Source organism: Bacillus thermotolerans, assembly GCF_000812025.2.
Taxonomy (GTDB): domain Bacteria; phylum Bacillota; class Bacilli; order Bacillales; family Domibacillaceae; genus Quasibacillus; species Quasibacillus thermotolerans.
Genome location: NZ_JWJE02000017.1, coordinates 1 through 17,897, shown reverse-complemented (window position 1 = coordinate 17,897; position 17,897 = coordinate 1). Strand labels below are relative to the sequence as shown.

20 protein-coding genes are annotated in these 17,897 nt (G+C 43.0%); 4 read left to right on the top strand and 16 right to left on the bottom strand.

Going from position 1 to position 17,897, the window contains the following annotated elements; translation table 11 throughout:
• Positions 1 to 100 precede the first annotated feature (100 nt).
• The 8 genes from QY97_RS08575 to QY97_RS08540 all read right to left on the bottom strand — a co-directional run bounded on the left by QY97_RS08575 (position 101) and on the right by QY97_RS08540 (position 6,333).
• On the bottom strand, positions 101 to 781 hold the full coding sequence (locus QY97_RS08575; RefSeq protein WP_039237657.1) for a GntR family transcriptional regulator: 681 nt from the start codon (positions 779 to 781) through the stop codon (positions 101 to 103).
• 37 nt (positions 782 to 818) lie between these two features.
• Complete coding sequence (locus tag QY97_RS08570; RefSeq protein ID WP_039237656.1) at positions 819 to 1,349, bottom strand: chromate transporter; 531 nt, start codon at positions 1,347 to 1,349, stop codon at positions 819 to 821.
• The gene (locus QY97_RS08565) at positions 1,346 to 1,945 is read right to left on the bottom strand and encodes a chromate transporter (RefSeq protein ID WP_046128703.1); all 600 of its coding nucleotides are present in this window, start codon (positions 1,943 to 1,945) and stop codon (positions 1,346 to 1,348) included. Before QY97_RS08565 ends, QY97_RS08570 begins: the two co-directional genes overlap by 4 nt.
• Before the next feature lie 94 nt (positions 1,946 to 2,039).
• The gene (locus QY97_RS08560; RefSeq protein WP_039237654.1) at positions 2,040 to 2,519 is read right to left on the bottom strand and encodes a GlcG/HbpS family heme-binding protein; all 480 of its coding nucleotides are present in this window, start codon (positions 2,517 to 2,519) and stop codon (positions 2,040 to 2,042) included.
• A 24-nt stretch (positions 2,520 to 2,543) separates the two neighbouring features.
• Entirely contained in the window at positions 2,544 to 4,010 is a 1,467-nt protein-coding gene (locus QY97_RS08555; RefSeq protein WP_198402932.1) for an aldehyde dehydrogenase family protein, read from the bottom strand.
• Positions 4,011 to 4,250: 240 nt separating this feature from the next.
• Positions 4,251 to 4,979 (bottom strand): TenA family transcriptional regulator, encoded by a 729-nt coding sequence (locus QY97_RS08550; RefSeq protein WP_039237653.1) that lies wholly within the window; start codon positions 4,977 to 4,979, stop codon positions 4,251 to 4,253.
• A gap of 183 nt (positions 4,980 to 5,162) precedes the next feature.
• Positions 5,163 to 5,927, bottom strand: a complete 765-nt coding sequence (locus QY97_RS08545; RefSeq protein ID WP_039237652.1) for a creatininase family protein — start codon at positions 5,925 to 5,927, stop codon at positions 5,163 to 5,165.
• 73 nt (positions 5,928 to 6,000) lie between these two features.
• Positions 6,001 to 6,333: a 2Fe-2S iron-sulfur cluster-binding protein gene (locus QY97_RS08540; RefSeq protein WP_039237651.1), complete on the bottom strand. Its 333-nt coding sequence runs from the start codon at positions 6,331 to 6,333 to the stop codon at positions 6,001 to 6,003.
• Positions 6,334 to 6,595: 262 nt separating this feature from the next.
• Here QY97_RS08540 and QY97_RS08535 point away from each other — a divergent pair, with 262 nt between their 5' ends.
• Both QY97_RS08535 and QY97_RS08530 read left to right on the top strand, forming a co-directional pair.
• Positions 6,596 to 6,934, top strand: a complete 339-nt coding sequence (locus QY97_RS08535; RefSeq protein ID WP_039237650.1) for a hypothetical protein — start codon at positions 6,596 to 6,598, stop codon at positions 6,932 to 6,934.
• A 630-nt stretch (positions 6,935 to 7,564) separates the two neighbouring features.
• A complete protein-coding gene (locus QY97_RS08530; RefSeq protein ID WP_229731575.1) occupies positions 7,565 to 8,809 on the top strand; it encodes a hypothetical protein in 1,245 nt (414 codons plus the stop codon).
• A gap of 71 nt (positions 8,810 to 8,880) precedes the next feature.
• On the opposite strand, the gene QY97_RS08525 is transcribed toward QY97_RS08530, so the two are convergent.
• From QY97_RS08525 to yyaC, 4 genes are all read right to left on the bottom strand, one after another.
• Positions 8,881 to 9,582, bottom strand: coding sequence for an NAD(P)-binding domain-containing protein (locus QY97_RS08525; RefSeq protein ID WP_039237648.1), 702 nt, complete (start codon positions 9,580 to 9,582; stop codon positions 8,881 to 8,883).
• A 115-nt stretch (positions 9,583 to 9,697) separates the two neighbouring features.
• Positions 9,698 to 11,146, bottom strand: a complete 1,449-nt coding sequence (locus QY97_RS08520; RefSeq protein ID WP_039237647.1) for a hypothetical protein — start codon at positions 11,144 to 11,146, stop codon at positions 9,698 to 9,700.
• Between the two features lie 474 nt (positions 11,147 to 11,620).
• On the bottom strand, positions 11,621 to 12,292 hold the full coding sequence (locus QY97_RS08515) for a GntR family transcriptional regulator (RefSeq protein WP_039237646.1): 672 nt from the start codon (positions 12,290 to 12,292) through the stop codon (positions 11,621 to 11,623).
• Between the two features lie 71 nt (positions 12,293 to 12,363).
• A complete protein-coding gene (gene yyaC, locus QY97_RS08510) occupies positions 12,364 to 12,960 on the bottom strand; it encodes a spore protease YyaC (protein WP_039237645.1) in 597 nt (198 codons plus the stop codon).
• A 234-nt stretch (positions 12,961 to 13,194) separates the two neighbouring features.
• Between yyaC and QY97_RS08505 the strand changes: the two genes are divergently transcribed.
• Positions 13,195 to 13,617, top strand: a complete 423-nt coding sequence (locus tag QY97_RS08505) for a PaaI family thioesterase (RefSeq protein ID WP_039237644.1) — start codon at positions 13,195 to 13,197, stop codon at positions 13,615 to 13,617.
• 319 nt (positions 13,618 to 13,936) lie between these two features.
• Here the strand turns inward: QY97_RS08505 and QY97_RS08500 are convergent, their stop codons facing one another.
• The 4 genes from QY97_RS08500 to QY97_RS08485 all read right to left on the bottom strand — a co-directional run bounded on the left by QY97_RS08500 (position 13,937) and on the right by QY97_RS08485 (position 17,054).
• Positions 13,937 to 14,278 (bottom strand): hypothetical protein, encoded by a 342-nt coding sequence (locus tag QY97_RS08500; protein WP_039237643.1) that lies wholly within the window; start codon positions 14,276 to 14,278, stop codon positions 13,937 to 13,939.
• Positions 14,279 to 14,456: 178 nt separating this feature from the next.
• Positions 14,457 to 15,281 carry a squalene/phytoene synthase family protein gene (locus QY97_RS08495; RefSeq protein ID WP_039237642.1) on the bottom strand — a complete coding sequence of 275 codons (825 nt, stop codon included), beginning with the start codon at positions 15,279 to 15,281 and terminating at the stop codon, positions 14,457 to 14,459.
• A gap of 193 nt (positions 15,282 to 15,474) precedes the next feature.
• Positions 15,475 to 15,990, bottom strand: coding sequence for an isoprenylcysteine carboxyl methyltransferase family protein (locus QY97_RS08490; RefSeq protein WP_039237641.1), 516 nt, complete (start codon positions 15,988 to 15,990; stop codon positions 15,475 to 15,477).
• Positions 15,991 to 15,992: 2 nt separating this feature from the next.
• A complete protein-coding gene (locus QY97_RS08485; RefSeq protein ID WP_039237640.1) occupies positions 15,993 to 17,054 on the bottom strand; it encodes a type III polyketide synthase in 1,062 nt (353 codons plus the stop codon).
• A 176-nt stretch (positions 17,055 to 17,230) separates the two neighbouring features.
• Between QY97_RS08485 and QY97_RS08480 the strand changes: the two genes are divergently transcribed.
• Positions 17,231 to 17,719, top strand: a complete 489-nt coding sequence (locus QY97_RS08480; RefSeq protein WP_039237639.1) for a hypothetical protein — start codon at positions 17,231 to 17,233, stop codon at positions 17,717 to 17,719.
• The last annotated feature ends 178 nt before the right edge of the window (positions 17,720 to 17,897 follow it).

Here is a 17,897-nt window from a genome sequence, read left to right as displayed (position 1 = left end):
AGCTCTTCTTGGTATACAATATACCATATTGTTTTTTAATAAACAACTATAAGTTTTAAAAATTCTTACAATTTTATAAAATTTTTTCGTTCATTCTCCATTAAGCTTTCTGCTTTTCTTTCAAGCTCTCCATATAGCTGATATAAGCTTTCTTTGAATTCTCAATATGGATCCTCATTAAGTACTCGGCCATCTCTGTTTCTTTATTGCGCAAAGCTTTCATAATTTCCAAGTGTTCTTTTAACGATTCTCTTTTTCTTCCAGGCGTTTCATACCCCATATTAGCAGCCATGTGAATATAATCTGTCAGCCCTGAAAGAATTTCAAATAACTTCGGACTCTTTGCCGCTTTGTTCAGCAAGTGATTCATTTGGATATGTTCACTGCTAAACTGCTCTTCCGCCTGTTCCTGCTGCTCAAGCAGCTGATTAATCTTTTCATCTAATTCCCGCTGCATCTTGTCATCCATTCGCTGGGCGGCTAGTTTAGCAGCCAGCACCTCCAAAGAGGAAAGAATAGTAAAGACCTCAATCACTTCCTCCTCGGAGACCTTCACTACAATCACGCCTCTTCTCGGTACAGTTTTCACGAATCCCTGTGACTCTAGACGGAATAAGGCTTCACGGATTGGCGTACGGCTAATGGCTAACTGAGATGCCAGCTCCCGTTCGATGAGGCGGTCCCCAGCCTTATAATCCCCTTTTAAAATTTTATCCTTTAAATATAAATAAGCATGCTCCCGTATAGACAGAAAGCTTTCTTCTTTCCACTCTGTCTCCATATGTCCCCTCACCCGCTTTTCATTTCATTTTTCCCTTTTATGATAAGAAGACTCCGCCATAGAATAGGGCGCAGCCAATGACCAATGCAGGGTGCACCTTAAATTTGTAAAGTGTAAGATAACTAGCCAGCGTCAAAAGCAACAAGTGCAATACCCCGCTGTTTTGGAAAGCTGTAATGAAGAATTGGTAGGCCATGACAGCCAGCAGCACAGCGATAATCGGCTGAACCGATTTTGTCATCAGCTTGACTCTCGGAGAATCCTTGAACAAATCAACAAATTTGAATAATACAATGACAGCAAGCGCTGACGGCAAAATTGTGGCAATCAGTGCAACAGCTGCGCCTAATACACCGCCAAGCTCAAAGCCGATAAAGCCCGCCATCTTCGTAGCAATCGGTCCTGGCAATGCGTTAGCAATAGCCAGAACATCACCGAATTCAGACAGCGACATCCACTCATAATTACTAACGACTTCATTTTGTATTAACGGAATGGTTGAAGGGCCTCCTCCGTAACCAAGCAGGTTGGAAATAAAAAATGCCCAAAAGATATCCCAATAAATCATAAGCTATTTTCCTTTCTTTGCATGATCACCTTCTTAGAAGCGGCTGCCTTTTCTTTCCGTGCTGCAATAAAGAAAGCAGAAATAAGAAAAGCACCGATTAAAATTCCCGGATGCAGACCGAGCATTTCTGTGAAAACTAAAGAAATAATTGAAAATAAGAGCATCCTGGAAACGCCGAGTCCTTTGCGTCCCTTTTCAAAAAAGCGATAAGCCATTTCCGCCAGCATGAACCCTATAACTGGAGTCACACCCTGGACCATTCCCGATACGATCGGTGAGTGCCTGAATGAATAGATAAACCCTAATAACCCAATCATTGCTACGAGCGAAGGCAGGATATGAGTAAGAATAGCTACTACTGCCCCTATGCTCCCCTTTACCTTATAACCAATGTACGCGGCCATTTTTGTAGCGATCGGTCCCGGCAATGTATTGGCCAAAGCCAAAATCTCGCCAAACTCTTCTTCTGAGACCCATTTGTATTTCTCTACAGCTTCATATTCAATTAACGGAATGGTTGAGGGACCTCCCCCATAGCCGGTCACACCAGTGCGGGCAAATCCAACCGCTAAATCCCTATATGTTCCCAATCTAATCGCCCTTTCTTTATAACCTGACTGTCTCCCCAGTTTAGTGAATAAGGACCTCATCCGATGTAAGCGCCATTCAGAATGAGGTCCCCGTGATTCATTATTTCTTTATATCTGCTTCAGTAATGACTTCATGCCCATCCTTCGCTATTTGCTCCTGAAGGGCTTTTAAAGCTGCCGTGCCGACCGCTGTATCCTGCTCGCCATTTCCTCCGCTGATACCGATACCGCCAACCACTTCGCCATCAACAACAATAGGAAATCCGCCGACAAAAATGGCAAACTTACCAGGAATCATTAATTGAATACCAAATGCCTCATTTCCTGGAAGCGCCGGTCCATTCGGCTCTTTGTTAAATAAATGAGTAGAACGCTTATGGCCTGCAGCTGTATAAGCTTTAGCAATAGCAATCTCTGGACCTGTAATCCGCGCGCCGTTCATTCTTTCTAGAGCGATTAAATTCCCTCCGTCATCAACGATCGCAATCGTCTCGAAGACGTTAATTTCTTCGGATTTTTGTTTTGCTGCTTCAATCATCAATTTTGCTTCTTCTAATTCTAATTTGATTCCTGTTTTCATTGCTATCTCCCCTGTTTCTATCGATTAATAACCAATATATACTGTCTTCACTTGCGTAAAGAATTCCAAGCCGACGCGGCCGGACTCACGGAACGTGGAAGTACTTGATTTCTTCAATCCGCCAAACGGCGCATTGATCAAGTTACCAGTCGTTGTGCGGTTTACTTTCACTGTTCCTGCTTGAATTTCTTTCGTAAATTGATGAGCGATTTTAAGATTATTCGTCACAATAGAGGCGGATAGTCCGTACTCTACATCATTGGCGATACGAATAGCTTCCTCGTAGTTCTCTGCTTCAATAACAGCTACCACCGGGCCAAAGATTTCTTCTTTCGCAATACGGTGATCAGGAGATACATTCGTAAAGATCGCAGGCGTCACATAGAAGCCTTTTCCGAATTCTCCTTCTGTCAGCTGTTCTCCGCCATACACTAATTCCGCTCCATCTTGCTTGCCATATTCAATATACTTCAATACAGTCTTCAATTGCTTTTCATTAGCCAAAGGACCAATTTTTACTCCTTCTTCAAAGCCGTTTCCAATTTTCAGCTGGCTTGTTTTTTCAACCAGCTTTTGAACGTAAGCTTCCTTTACCTCTTTCAATACAATGACACGGCTTGTTCCAGTGCATGCCTGCCCTGTTAAAGAGAATCCGCCATTGATCGTCAAAGTGGCAGCTAATTCTACATCGGCATCGTCCATGACAATAATAGGGTTTTTGCCTCCAAGCTCCATTTGGGTACGAGTTGTAAAAGAGGATTTTTGGTGAATGTCCTCTCCAGCAGCAGTAGATCCTGTAAAGGTTACTGCTTTAATCGCCGGGTGAGTCACTAACAGATCGCCCACATCCGAAGACTTCCCTGTCACAAAGTTAATGACACCTTTTGGGATGCCCGCGTTATGTAGGGCCTCAACAAGGCGTAAAGCAATAAGCGGAGTGTCTGATGAAGGTTTAAATACAACCGTGTTCCCAGTAATCAAAGCAGGTGCAATTTTTCGCGCTGGAATAGATACAGGAAAGTTCCAAGGCGTAATTACACTGATAACACCAAGCGGCTCTCTTTCTGTTGACACGTTCATATTCGGATCATCATTTGGAAATGTTTCGCCTGTGAAGCTTTGGCCTTCTACTGCGTAATAGCGAAGGGTTTGAGCGGAGCGTAATACTTCGTTTTTGGCATCCTTCACATGCTTGCCTTCTTCTCTCGTTAGCTCTTCCGCTAATTTGTCGGCATCTTGCTCAAGCAGGCTTGCTGCTTTGTTTAAGATTGCTGCACGCTTGGAAGGAGCTGTTGCTGCCCATGACGGGAAAGCCTGACTTGCTGCCTCAATAGCCAGCTTTACATCTTCTTCATTAGAGGCCTGGAATGTTCCAACCACTTCAGATGTATTTGCAGGGTTTATGCTATCAAAGGTCTTCCCGCTGACAGCCTCTTTCCATTCGCCGTCGATATAATTGCTAAATGTGATTACTTTCGTTGTTAACACAATCAATCACCTTTTCTTTGTACTTATTTGTCTTTCTCATAAAAAAGGACCATCATCTAGCAACCTTATTTCATAAGATTCCATTTGAAGGCCGAATCGTTAGAGTAGTCATGCATCCCCTTACTTGTATTAAGCAGCGAGTCCCTCTCTCTGGCAAAGATAGATAATGCTTTGTCAGAGAGAAGACGATTCGCTGTTGGGGTGGATTGGTATTTATAAAGAAGAGACGATTATTATTTCGAATTAAGATTGAACTAATGTGCCAAGATCTTGTTCAAGATACTCTCTCCACAGACCATCCATATACATACGGCGCATTTTTGCTCCTGTGCGGACGATCTCTAGGCAGCGTTGCTGCAATTCAGGTGTATCTGCATGGTCAAGAACGATTTTGTAACCGCGCTCGCCGTGGATTTCATCAGATACGATGTGAAGGTCGAAGAATTCGATTTCTTCATCTGTGAATCCGTATTGTTCGCGAAGAGCTGGTGTTTGTTTACGGTAGATGTCTGGTACTTGAGACTCTAAACCAACCACTAGAGCTGCTGTAGCAACAACGAAGTGCTCACGAGCGGCAACAGCGTAGCACCAGCTTTGAAGGCCTAATGTAGTAGGAGCCATATTGTTTGGATCCATTACACGCTCGCCAGTTGTGCCACAAGCTTCTGCAAAGCGGATTAACAAATCTGTATGACGGTCAGCAGCGATTTCTTCTTCATACATGTTTTGTAATGTGAAGTCCTTTGCTGATGTATATTCTGGTCTGTCTGGAGTGTTATGGTAAATATAAGCTAAGTAGTCAGCAAATGGTCCTACATAGTGGTAATGGTTTTCTGCCCATCTTGCAAAGTGCTTTCTTTCTAACTTACCTTCTGCCCAAGCAATTGTAAAAGGAGCTTTTTGGCTATGATTGCCCTTGATCGCTTCCTCTAATTCTTTACGAAATTCGTCTTTAGATAATAATTCTGTCATGTCCCATTTCCTCCTTTGTTTTAAAAACCCATCAGGTATTTGATATTTTGTATACCAAGTTACTTAAAAAATAAAAATGATTCCTCTTTTTCTTTCGTTTTTTTGTATTTGGTATACCTTGTAACTTATATTAGCCTATACTTTTAGATTTGTAAACACATATTTTAGAATTTTTTAAAAATTTCAGCTTTTCACCTTTAATTCGAGTAAATCATACAGATCTCTTGCCAGGTTCCCTAGAGCTTCTTCGACAATCTGCTCGCCAATCTCTCTGCTGGCCTGCGTTGCATTACCAATACATCCATTCTGTGTCATTTCTTCATAACGATAGAACCCCTGAATTGCACGTCCTGGCCGTAGGCTTCTCCAGCGGCCGCCTTCCTGTATATCCCCTTTGGTCAGTTTATCTATACGCACCAGCTCTGGAGCTAAGTAAAGAGCTTCCGATACTTCTCGCTCGCAGCTATGGCCAAATAAAGAAGAAGTTACATGTGTACTGATTGCCTCTTTCGCTGACGCGGTTGTTTTCGCATAATATACTTCTACTTCAAGCTCTTGAGATAGAATAGTAGAAGCTGTACTCAGCGTAGAAATATTGCCGCCGTGTGAATTCAAGCACAGAAACTTATTAATCCCATGACGCTTTAAGGAAGAAACGATATCCCGTAAAATAGCGATTAATGTTTCTGGCTGAAGCGAAATCGTTCCTGGAAAATTTAAATGATGCGGAGATACGCCCATATTAACCGTTGGTGTAATGAAAGCGTACGGAAACATTTTCTCACCCAGCTTCTCAGCCATTCTTTCGGCTAATACAGCATCACAGCTTTCGTTCATGTGCGGACCGTGCTGCTCATGAGCACCTACCGGAATGATGGCCAATTCTACTGTTTCTAGTGCTTCCTTTACTTCTTCCCAAGTCATTTTTGTCAAATTATAACTGCTCATCTTCTCACTTCCTATGCTAAACAATTCTTTATCCAATAGGTATTTTGTATACCAATAATCTTAAAATAAAAAACTACTTCACTGCAGTAGCTGACCGCTTCTTTGGAAGCGAAACTGAAATATTATCTTGCGTAATCTCCACATCATCCCGGATCGTTAACTGGCAAGTTAAGCGATATCCTTCGTTCACCTTCTCGCCAAGCATCTTCTCTTCCTTCCAGTTTGGCGGATCTAAGGACTCAGCACCAGAAAGAACTTGGCATGTACACTTTATGCATCTTCCCATTCCACAGCCATATTTCAATTTTGGAAACTGCCTAGTTCCCGCTAAAACAACTAAGTTAGCATTATCCTTTACCTCTTGCTCGACTATTGTTCCATCAACGTGAAGTTTAACGTTTGGCATAGCACTGCTCCTTTTCTGGATAGTTTAAAACATTTTAATGTTTGAAGAAATTATAACCGCTCGTCTAAATAAAAGCAACAAATATAATGAATTATTAAAAAATTAAGAATAATGGTTGAATTCCTCTCCCTCTTCCTATAAAATATTTTACACAGGATTGGTATACAAAATTCCAAAAAAAGGAGAGGATCAAAGCTAAGTTTTTTGCTGGCAGTTTCTTTAGTCAATATGGAATAAATCTATACTTTAAGGAGTGTTAAAAATGGCAGAAAAATACATCGTACTAACTAATAAAGATACTTTTCAAACTGTGCTTGATAACAAGGGATTAGAAATTGTTGAAACTTATCATTTCTATTTCTTTGATGAATTAAAAGCGAAGTATACAATTGCTAAAGTATTGGATGACAGCATTAAAATTGAGCTGTATGAGAAATATGAAGGAAAAGAGTACGTCAATCGAATTGGCATCAAATTCTTTGAAACGTTTGGAACCATTGAAGCTGCTCGTGAAGAATTAGACGAAATCGTGAAGGCTTCAGGCAACAGCGAGGATTCCAAACACTCTAAACTCGTCAAGTCCGAAGATATTACTGTTTAACTATCATGAGATGGATAAGCTTATTCTCGCTTTCACAGTGTGATGGCAGCTGCTTGTCATTTGCTGCATAATAGTCTGATGAGAATCAGAGCAGCTGAAGAGCAGATCTTCCAAAACAATCTGAGAGGCTGGCTACATCATAGCCAGCCTCTTTCTTTATCAATTTTAGAATTTTAATATATTACGAAGAACTGTCAGCTTTTTTTCAGCTTTTTTCTGGGCTTTCTTTGAACCGAAGAAAAAGTTGTACATGCTTTTTCCCTCCATTATTTTGTTTCTTTTATTATACTATAAACTAGTTAAAAAACAATCATTTTTGTATACCAAATACCATTTTTTCTTGTTAAATTCAGATAATTTTTGACAAATAACCGCTCAGATCTTACAATTGGTATACCATCAATTGATTTACCTCTTTATTATGTCTGGCTGCATGAAGATAGGCAACTGGATAATAATAAAGATTAACTCTTTAAAGGTCAAGGTGATCATATGCTGAGGCTGTTATTTTTGCTTCTTATTTTTTTATACTTAAGCTCTGTGATTTTTCCGCAACTAAATGTAGAGGGGCTGATCTCGGTCCTCTGTTTGGCAGCAGTTATTAGCACATTTTGGCGAGCGAAAAAATTTGTGCGGATTCTGGGAAGTCTCTTTCTTCTATCCGGCGCTGCCTTGCTTTGGACAAGCGGAGCCGGATGGCAGCACTACATCCTTTCTTTTGGCCCTATGCTTGATTTACTGACAATGTTTACCCTCATCCCTATTTTAGGGATACCCATTAAGCTAGGCCAATACAGCGAAAGCATCCAGACTTTGATCGAAAGAAAAGTGAAGACGTCCGGCCATCTTTACATCTTAACGTCTGGTATTTCTTACTTCTTCAGCATTTTTATGAATTTGGCTACCCTGCCTATGACGTATTACTCTATTCGCCCAGCTCTTCATGTATTTGCTATCCCTCATGAGGAAAGATTTATGAGCCGGGCGATTACACGCGGTTTTGCGATGCCGCTGACATGGGCGCCGGTCACACCCATTGTAGGTATTGTGATTGTTATGACCGGTGTAAGCTGGTCATCGGTTCTTCCCTATTTGATCCCGCTCAGCATATTTGGGCTATTAACAGATTGGTTCTTAGGATCGCGCAAGGCAAAGCGGCTGCCTGCACGTCAGAATGCGATCTCAATGCAGGAGATGGCCGTAGCAGCCGAATCCAATGCCCTTAGCAGACCCGGGCGAATCGCGCATATTCTGATAGCTATTCTGCTGTTTAATGTAGCGATTTCCATTATTGAAGTTCAGCTGCCTTATTCCTTCTTGATACTTGTTTCTTTGCTTGTGATTCCCTTTGCCTTCTCTTGGGCACTTCTGCTAAAGAAGGGAAAAGCATTCGGGACTCAGCTGTCTTCCCATTTTCAATCAGTCGCTGACAGCATGAAGGATCAATTTTTTATCTTTCTGTCAGCAGGTTTTTTCATTTCTACTATTAATGTATCGCATGCTAACGATTGGCTGTATGCCGTTATTACAAATGTCATCGACACGATTAGTGTAGAAATATTTTTGATCCTGCTGCCGCTCATTCCATTAGCCTTTGCCTTTCTGGGGTTCCACCCTGCTGTAACGCTTGCGTTAATGGCTGAGGCATTAAATCCGTCCGCTATTGGTATTTCACCAGTGATCTTAACCGTTGCCATGTTAGCAGGAGCTGTGTCGGCCTTCCTAGTTGGACCATACAACGCAACAATTGGCCTTATGTCTAACATTGCTAAAGAAAGCTCCTATAAAATCTCTAATTGGAATTTAGGCTTTACATGTCTGTATATTGGTTTTGTGATGATGTACTTATTCCTCTTGGAGTTATTTATTGCTTAATCTGTCTACAGTATGCAAAAAAGCGCGCTGCCACTTTATATCCATGTGGGCAGCGCGCTTTTTCAGCTGAATTATGAATGTTGCTTGCCTTTCAGATCTTCCTTAAGCTCTTGAATGACCTGCTGGCCAAAGTGACCAACCTTGCCTTGGCTGTACGAACGGATCATCTCAGGAGCAAGGGAAGCTAGTGCCCTCTCCTTGTACTCGGAAGGCAATCCTTTCTCCTCTAATGCCGACTCAATTTCAAATGCAGCTTTTACAGCATAATAAGAGGCTAACTTATTCACCTCCTGCAGGACCTCCTCCTTATCGACCTTAATTTCTCCTATCTCACGGAACATCTCCTTCAATTGCCGAGGTAAAGCGGCCTCGGTAATAAAAAGACCAGCGCCTCTCTCCCACAAATCCTGGCTATGTCCCATAAACTTCACTCCTGCAATACGTACATCCGGAAACTTGTGGGTAAGCTGAGGTGTGAAAAGCGAGGTAGCCATATTGATAAAAATCGTATGTACCGGTCCCTCTGCTTCTTCTAATATTTCTTCTAAAAACCTAGCGACATTGCTCGCCGGCAATGCCAGGAGCAATACATCCAGCCTCAAAAGCTCCTGCTTGCTTAGCGGATAGGCATATGCATAAGCCTCTGTGAATTGGCGCGCTCGCTCGCTGTTCGAGTGATAGGCGCCAATCGCCCGCTTCTTCATATCCCACTGCTTGACCAGTGCTGCTCCTAGTTTTCCAATGCCCGCTAAACCTACTTTTAACTCGCTCATTTGCGCTCTTCTCCCCTTTTCAATAACTTAGACAAAGAAGGATTAACCGGATATAAAGCCGTCCGGTTAATCCTTCTCGTCTTCTATATTAGTGCGTATCGGCCCTGCCCTTTCCTTACCATATAAGAATAGCTAATAACGTAGCAAGGAACAAGCCGGTGAGAACAGGTACGAAGTTTCTTCTTGCCAGTTCAATTGGCGACAGCTGCAGAAATCCAGCAACCGCGACAAGAGAAGACCAAGCAACAAGAGTTCCTCCTCCCCAAATCGCTCCCATTTGTCCAATGGCTGCGAGAGTAGCTGGATCCATTCCCACTCCTCCAGCCATTGCACCAGATAAAGCACCCGTAAGTGGCAGTCCGGAGAAGCCGGAGCCATCTAATCCAGTGACTAAACCAACAATTAGAATACCGAACCCTGTAAAGAAGGCATTTTGCGGAATAAGAGTCTGACCAGCTTGTACCATATCAAACAGGAAGGCTGGCTTGACTGCATTTTCATCAAGCGAAAGAATGGAGCCGGTGAAGTCCCCGCTTCCCATAAAGAAGAAGCCGGCAATTGGAATTACGGGAGCCATCGCACGAAAAGCAAATACGAAACCTTCCGTTAAGTGATCACTGATTTTATCGAAAGCATGAATACGGTTAAAGGCAAGTGTAGCCAGTATCAGTAGGATAGCTGCTACCCCGCCTACAAAAGCGGCGCCATCCGTTCCCTCCAGTGAGGAACCGCCGAACAGCTTGGACTGGAACATGTAAATCATGACCGCCAGCATGGAAAGAGGAACAAGTACAGCGAAGATTTTCCCCCAGCGCTGCTTTCTGTCCAGTATCTCTTCACTTTCGTCTGCGGCTGCAGCTAGTTCATCCGCTACATTGAAATAAGCTTTCTCTTCCTCATTGAACCCATCTTCCACTCGGGAAGCATTTTCAGCAATCTCTTTGCGTGCTCTCCAGTAAACAATAGCGAGGGCACTTCCTCCTGTAACGAGAGAGAGTATGAGAACCTTGTCCGTGATGAGGAGCGTATCGATTCCTGCTGCTGTTGCGCTGAGCATAGGAGCAACTTGAATGATATAGTCCGAAGAGAGCGCCATTCCTTGACCAGCAATAATGATAACTGCTGCGGCACTCATCAACGGGAGACCGGCCTTGACAGCTGCTGGAACAAGCAATGCACAAATCAGTGGAACGGCCGGAGTAGGCCAGAAGAACAGAGAAATGACATAAGTCACTACTGCTAAAATGAGATAAGAAATATGGCCGTTTACCATAACTTTTTGAATAGGTGCGATGAGCTTCTTATCAGCACCCAGATCTTTAAGCGAATTCAATAAAGCGATCATAAGAGAAATAATAAGGAAGATACTGAATAACTCTTGAGCAGCAGTCAGGTTTGCATTGAACACTGCTTGAAACCCTGAAACCACATTTCCTTTGTATACAGCCGCTACGAGAAAAGTCCCAACAATAACTGGCAGTACAACCCCTTTTCTAAAAAGCATCGTCCCGATGACCACCACAGTGACAAGCACGTAAATCCAGTGAGCGAATGTGAGTTCCATAAAATTCCCCCATTGTTTAATAAGATCCCCTAGGCCATGTGCATCCGTCGTTTTTTGCTTTCACTACTGAGTAAATAAAGCGTGCAAGATCACTTTGCAAGCAAGCTTCTTTTGAAGTGATTTCTGTCAGCTCCCATAGAAAGCGCTTTCAACCATACTCTTCTTTCCCAAAGAATGATCACTTTTATGTGATTAAATCTGACATCCATCCCTTTCACTCTGTATACTGTACATTGTATACAATTCAATCCCAAAAAAACACTTTACCCCTTTTGATTGTTTCGTCTGGACATGCATCCCTCCCAGACTTTCCTCCTGCTCCTACCCTCCTTCTTAAAAAGATGAATATGCTTAACTATAACACTGTCTCAATAAAATAGTCAAACAATTATAAAAATTTTGCAATCATTTACATGTATTTTATACCGAATCATGCAAAAAAGAAAGGGCTGCTTGACCCTTTCTTTTGATTTCTTATCTTTTTTCGCTGTTTCTGATCGCTTCGATATAGGCTTTTTTGGAGTTTTCGATATGTATTCTCGTTAAGTACTCCGCCATTTCTTCCTCTTGATTCACGATAGCCTTCATAATCGCTAAATGCTCTTCCATGGACTTCCTTGCCCGTCCTGAATTCTTATAGCCGGTTTTTGCAAAGGCTTTAATATAATCCGATAATCCGCTTAAAATTTCATAGAGCTTCTTATTCTTAGCGGCACTGTACAATAAATGATTCAACTCGCTATGTAAGGAGATATCGGGCTCTTCTTCGCCCTCCAGCTGCTTCTCTACTTTCTCAATATAGCGCTGGAGCTCTTGTTTGCTCTCTTCGTTCAGCTTCTGAACGGCAAGCTTAGAAGCAAGCACTTCTAACGAAGATAATATCGTAAAGACTTCGAGGATTTCCTGATCAGAGCTGTCTGCTACAATAACACCTTTCCTTGGTACCGTCTTAACGAAACCTTGAGACTCTAACCGAAATAGCGCTTCGCGGATTGGTGTTCGGCTAATGTTCAGCTTTTCTGCCAACTCCCGCTCCACCAGGCGATCTCCTGCCTTGAACTCTCCATCTAAAATGAGATCCTTTAAATGGAGGTACGCTCTTTCGCGAATTGACAATAAACTTTCTTCTGTCCACTGGCTTGCCAATCGACCAGCCCCCTTTTCACCGTATACTTTATACAAAATTATAGCTTACTTCCGTCATGAAGAGCAAACCTTCACTCCTCAAATTCTTCCGTTGACGTTGCTCGCATAATAATGTCTGTTATCACTCCTGCCAGGTGTATCACGGTGTAAAGCCTTGTATCATTTAGTGACTGGGCGGGGGATAAAGGGTCTAAATAATTGACAATCGCCCTCATGTGCAATTGACCGACCTGCGGCAGTGATTTATTCAGTGCATGCCCTGGAATTAACGGTTCTTCCTTGAATAGAATATAGCCAATCCGCTCTTCATCTCCTAGGCATGCATCAATGGCAAATATCATTGGGTTTTCATAGTTTTCTTTCAATTCCTTCATGACTTCTCCTAAATTCAGCGCATGAACTGGAGATTTCAAAGTCCCATATACCGGGTAGGGCAGCTTATTCTGCTTAAGCATGGATCCGACGAATGGACCTAGTGCATCACCGGTTGAACGGTCAGAGCCAATGCATAAAAAAACAAGCTCTTTATTAGGAGATTGCTGGATAGCCCAGCGTACCTTGCTCGCCATGATTTCAATTTCTCTTTCCTTTGTATCCTCTTTTGCAGCTAAATAATATGCTCTCTTTTTCTTTGCTTCCTCTTTTGGCTTTTTCTGAAATGGCCACATGGTTTATCTTTTCCTCTCTTGCGGTGCCTTGCTCTATCTATATATTCACCACTGCATAGCTGATCAAACAACAGGGAGATGTGGCTTAAGATATCCACTTTATTGTAGCAGGTCTTTCCCCTCTTGACTAAAGGCTTTTTCACCAAAATGGAAAGAAAAAAGGGTTTCGCAGGTCATGAAGCGAATCCCTTATCGTAACCGTTTACATAATTAGTAGAAAGGAAGAATAAGATTATGGTCAAAACTGTGAATCTACATGAAGTTATTCGAGGCGAGAGTGCTCCTCCTGCTTGTGATACGTCACTTGGCGTAGAAGTAAAAGAAGCCAAGGACGGCTTCGCAAAAGGAGTTTGGACGGTTGGAAGCCACCTGCTAAACGGCAACGGAGTGATCATGGGCGGTTTTGTAACGGCAGCGGCCGATATTATGATGGCTTATGCGATCTCTTCCCTCTTAACAGAAGAGCAGACCTTTGCTTCTATTAACCTGCAGACAACCTTCCATCGCCCTACGTTCATCGGTGAGGTCGAGGTAGAAGCACAGGTAGGAAAATTCGGACGTACCGTCTCTTATGTAACTGCCGAGCTCAAGCAAAACGGCAAAACTGTTGCCAGCGTCACCTCTTCTATGATGGTAACAAAAAAACAAGGACAGTAGCGTCCTTGTTTTTTTATTACCCGTAAATGTAGGCTGCCTGTTTCCATTCCAATCGACAAGGATAATCAAGTCCGCTAAGGGGCCTTAAAAAATTGTCCATGCAGGCGATGCTTACTTTTGCTGCCATGAATCTTAAGAAAATGGCCAACTGGACTTGGCAAAGTCCGGAAACGGTCTAAATGATGGCCTCGGAGAGGTCCAGTCTTTTCTATAAATGGTATCAATACCAATAAAACGCTGAAAAAGGGGTTCGGAATGAGACCATTCCGAACCCCTTTTGTCTACAAACTGAAACAAGGACAGCAGCGTCCTTGTTTTTTTACACTTGGGCAGTTGTCTGTGAGGCTGCTTCTTCCGGTCCCTTTACCTTATCGATCTTGTCCACAAACATTTGGAATACTTTTCTTTTTTCTTCCAAATCTCTAATCTCTTCTTTGAGTTCGTTGAATTTCTGTTCAAAAGGTGTAAGATAAAGCTCCCGCACGTTGCGAATAAGCTCTTCATTAACAGTCGATTGAATGACTTGCTTCGTAATGCTGAACTTATAAGAATAGACTTGCAGCTCTTGCTTGACCTTGTCATATTCTTTATCGATATCCTTCAATAATTCACCGATTTCTTGTTTCCATTCTTCTAAAGACTTTTTTACATGATCTTCCATCGTTGAATCTCCTTTTCACTCATAATAGATCATTCTGCTCTTATTCTCTTCTAGTATACCAGTTGAATGTTTCGTCTGCATTTCTATTAAATAACATCATAAAAAAATGCAAAGCCGAGATGATGCTTCGGCTTTGCAGGCAGAAAAAAACGGTTCGACCTTAATAAATGGTGTAACTCTATTCCTCTACTGTCCGGCTAACCACTTCCGTCACTTCTGCACGGCTCATTTTTTCCTTTCCAGCTACTAACGCATCCAGCGTACTGTGAGCAAGGGCAAGCGGAATTTTGCAGAAGCTGCGAACAGTCGTATTCTCAGGAATATCTTCTAAGTATTGATCACCCATCGCTAAATTACGGCGTGCATAGCTGAACATCTCCTCTAATCCCCAGCCGCTTGGGAAAAAGGACACGCCGCGCTCTGCCTGGTCTTCTTTATAATTGCGTAATATATTCACAGACTGCAGGCCGCGGCCGTAAGCAATCGCCAGCTGCTTGTCTGTCTCTGTCCCATCATGCCATTTCCAAATATCAGAAAGCATCACACCTACTGCACCTGCTACGCAATACGTATAATCATCTAAATCCTGTTCATCCTCAATATGCCAATTTTTCTCTACCCAGTCACCCATCCCTTGGGCCATCTCTGCTGTAGCCTCCACCACGCATTTGCGGATGGACGCCGGACATACCTTTATCCAATCTGCCAGCCGCACGGTTACTTCAGGCAGCTGGTCTTTATGAGGGGCAAACAGCTCCTCAAGTGGCTGATCGATTGAAGAAGTCTGCAGGATACGGCTGACTGCATGTAACAGTTCGCTTTTCAGCTCAGAATCAAGTGCAGGGTGGTCCTCGATCTCATCGATTGCCCGCATACATAAATAAGCAGACGATACCGCCTCTTTCGCCCCTGGTGCTAAATAGCTGATGGGGATGAAAAATGTGCGGCTCGTCGCTTTCAATATTTCTGTCGCGTCCTGGTGTAATTTATTTACCTCTTTCATTCCATGGCCTCCCTATTATAACGAGATCATCAGGCTGCTAATCATTTCTTTATTCATTGTTTCATTTGGTCAAATTCTCTCTCCTTCTATTTAACCGCAATCTGCAGATGAATACAATGAAAAGTGGCTTTTTCCAGCTAAAGGCGGCGATTCCCTGTGCCCCATGGCCCAGTTAAAAGAATCGCCTTTTCTCTTATTCTTTTAACTGCTGCAGGGCTCTTTCTTCAGCTGGAATGCGAACAAGCAGCAAAAGCAGGGCATTGGCAATTGAAAAGACGATTGCCGTCCGCCAGCCGCCAAAAATAAGCGGCAGAGAAGCAATCTCTAGTGCTACGATTAAATAATTAGGATGAGGAAGCCATCGGTATGGCCCTCGCTTTACCTTCTTTGCACCAGGCAGCACAATGATCTTTGTATTCCAGAATGGGCCGAGCGAGTAAAGCGTCCAAACCCGCAATACTTGAGCTATGACAAATACTGCCAGGGCCACCGGCCAGAAAGGCGCCAGTTCTCCTTCAGTAACGTATACTATTTCCATCAATAATGAGAGAAAGAACAAAACATGCAACAGGACAATCCATTTATAATGCTCTTGTCCTGCTTCGATCGCTCCCTGCGCTTTCATCCGCCTTTCATTAAAGCGGGCATAGACAACCTCCAACAGCCTTTGCAGTACAACAATAATAAACAGAATGAAAAAAAACGTCATCCCTATGCCTCTCCCCATTCCATCCAAACCATTTCAGAGCTGAAGCCCGGCCCAAGAGCGGTCAGCATGCCCTCTTCTCCAAGAGAGGGCCTCCCGGCAATGACTTCCTTCAGCACATAAAGAACCGTCGGTGAGGACATGTTGCCATAACGAGCAAGCACATTACGGGAAATGGCTGTTTTTTCCTCTGAAAAGCCTAATGACTCTTCATAGGCAGTTAATACTTTTTTTCCGCCAGGGTGGGCAATGAAATGATCGATATCATCCGGCTGTTTTCTCATAGTATGTAAAAATGAATCCACGTTCGGCTTTAGCCAGCTCTTTACAATGCTTGGAATATCCCTCGAAAAGATTACATGCAGTCCCTTGTCCTTAATGTCCCACCCCATCACGTCTTCAGAATCAGGCATAAGCGTAGACTGTGTCTTCTTTGTGAAAAACCCGCTCCCCGATGCCTGCAGTTCGCCACTTACTAACGCACAAGCGACTCCATCCGCAAAAAGAGAGGTACCAATTAAATTACTTTTCGACATATCGGACTTCTGGAAGGTTAAACTGCAAAGCTCAATGCAAAGGACTAGTACATTGGCATCCGGATAAGCAAGACAGTAATCGTGTGCTCTGCTGATTCCTCCTGCTCCGCCCGCGCAGCCAAGCCCCCAGAGCGGAATGCGCTTAATATGAGAAGGAAGCCGAAGCTCATTCATGATGCGGGCATCGATGGTCGGCGTAGCCATCCCTGTACTTGAAACGTAAATAAAGGCATCGATCTCTTCCTTCGCTACTCCTGCTTCCTCTAAGCACCTTTCCACTGCCTCAGCCCCTAGCCGAACAGCTTGCTCAATAAATAAGTCATTCTTTGCCTGAAGGCCATGCTCCTGCTCAAACCATGAAAGCGGAGCGGAGAAATAGCGGCTGTCGATTTGTCCATTATCAAATACCTTCAGCAGTCTTTCAATATCCTTGTAATGGTCCCCAAATAAGTTTCTTACGACTTCGACCACATCCTGCTGTTCAAACCGGTAAGGCGGATCCTCTGTCACAACAGCTTTAATAAACGGCATTCACTTGTCATCCCCTTTGGCGTCTTTTTCCTTTAGCTTTTCCTTTTCCCTTGCTTGCTACTCTTAAACTTCTTCTTATGCGAGCCGCTCATCCCTCCGCTTGTTTCAGTCAAATTGAAACTTATGGATTCCTTCATTCGTATATATGATAAACGACATGATAAAGAGGCGATTTCATGAAAAAGAAAGCAACAAAGAAGCTGCTTCATTTGTGGACCGGTGAATTAACCGCTGCCATCTTGTTTATTTTTTTATGGGTACTTTATGCGCGCATGTTTGAGTGGACCGAACCTTACTTACTGACCCTTTCCCCGCTCTATGCCTTTGTCTTATTAGAATTTATTTTGCTGCAAGGCACTCTTTATTGGTTTCTGCAATGGCGAAAAATCCGCGAAGGTAAAGAGGCTTCTCTGTCCTTTAGACAGCTGCGCTTATTCTCTTTCTTCAAAAAGTTAAATTGGCTCCTGCTTCTCATCGGACCTCTCCTTTTGGTGAGCTCTTCAAATAATTTAGGGTGGTTTTTATTTCTTTATATTTTTGCTCTTGTTGAACAAGTGAACTACTATCACATTAGACTTTCTTACCAGAGCACTGATGAGATAAAGGAGTTCATCCAGCAGAGAGGATTCCGCCGGTCAAGATTGGCCAAAGAGCTGAGTAAATAGCCGCCGGTGAACAGTGATGGAGCTAACATATTTTTTATATTTAATATTATTGCGCGAAAAAAAGAGTACGCCAGTGCGGGCGTACTCTCAGTTTGTAGACAAAAGGGGTTCGGAATAGTCTTATTCCGAACCCTTTTTCAGCGTTTTATTGGCGTTGACACCATTTATAGAAAAGACT

Coding starts and splice junctions, on each gene's coding strand:
- QY97_RS08480 (WP_039237639.1), top strand. CDS start 17,231: ATGAAAAAGAAAGCAACAAAGAAGCTGCTTCATTTGTGGACCGGTGAA.
- QY97_RS08500 (WP_039237643.1), bottom strand. CDS start 14,278: ATGGAAGATCATGTAAAAAAGTCTTTAGAAGAATGGAAACAAGAAATC.
- QY97_RS08495 (WP_039237642.1), bottom strand. CDS start 15,281: ATGAAAGAGGTAAATAAATTACACCAGGACGCGACAGAAATATTGAAA.
- QY97_RS08490 (WP_039237641.1), bottom strand. CDS start 15,990: ATGACGTTTTTTTTCATTCTGTTTATTATTGTTGTACTGCAAAGGCTG.
- QY97_RS08560 (WP_039237654.1), bottom strand. CDS start 2,519: ATGAAAACAGGAATCAAATTAGAATTAGAAGAAGCAAAATTGATGATT.
- QY97_RS08570 (WP_039237656.1), bottom strand. CDS start 1,349: ATGATTTATTGGGATATCTTTTGGGCATTTTTTATTTCCAACCTGCTT.
- QY97_RS08575 (WP_039237657.1), bottom strand. CDS start 781: ATGGAGACAGAGTGGAAAGAAGAAAGCTTTCTGTCTATACGGGAGCAT.
- yyaC (WP_039237645.1), bottom strand. CDS start 12,960: ATGTGGCCATTTCAGAAAAAGCCAAAAGAGGAAGCAAAGAAAAAGAGA.
- QY97_RS08520 (WP_039237647.1), bottom strand. CDS start 11,146: ATGGAACTCACATTCGCTCACTGGATTTACGTGCTTGTCACTGTGGTG.
- QY97_RS08550 (WP_039237653.1), bottom strand. CDS start 4,979: ATGACAGAATTATTATCTAAAGACGAATTTCGTAAAGAATTAGAGGAA.
- QY97_RS08505 (WP_039237644.1), top strand. CDS start 13,195: ATGGTCAAAACTGTGAATCTACATGAAGTTATTCGAGGCGAGAGTGCT.
- QY97_RS08485 (WP_039237640.1), bottom strand. CDS start 17,054: ATGCCGTTTATTAAAGCTGTTGTGACAGAGGATCCGCCTTACCGGTTT.
- QY97_RS08540 (WP_039237651.1), bottom strand. CDS start 6,333: ATGCCAAACGTTAAACTTCACGTTGATGGAACAATAGTCGAGCAAGAG.
- QY97_RS08545 (WP_039237652.1), bottom strand. CDS start 5,927: ATGAGCAGTTATAATTTGACAAAAATGACTTGGGAAGAAGTAAAGGAA.
- QY97_RS08525 (WP_039237648.1), bottom strand. CDS start 9,582: ATGAGCGAGTTAAAAGTAGGTTTAGCGGGCATTGGAAAACTAGGAGCA.
- QY97_RS08535 (WP_039237650.1), top strand. CDS start 6,596: ATGGCAGAAAAATACATCGTACTAACTAATAAAGATACTTTTCAAACT.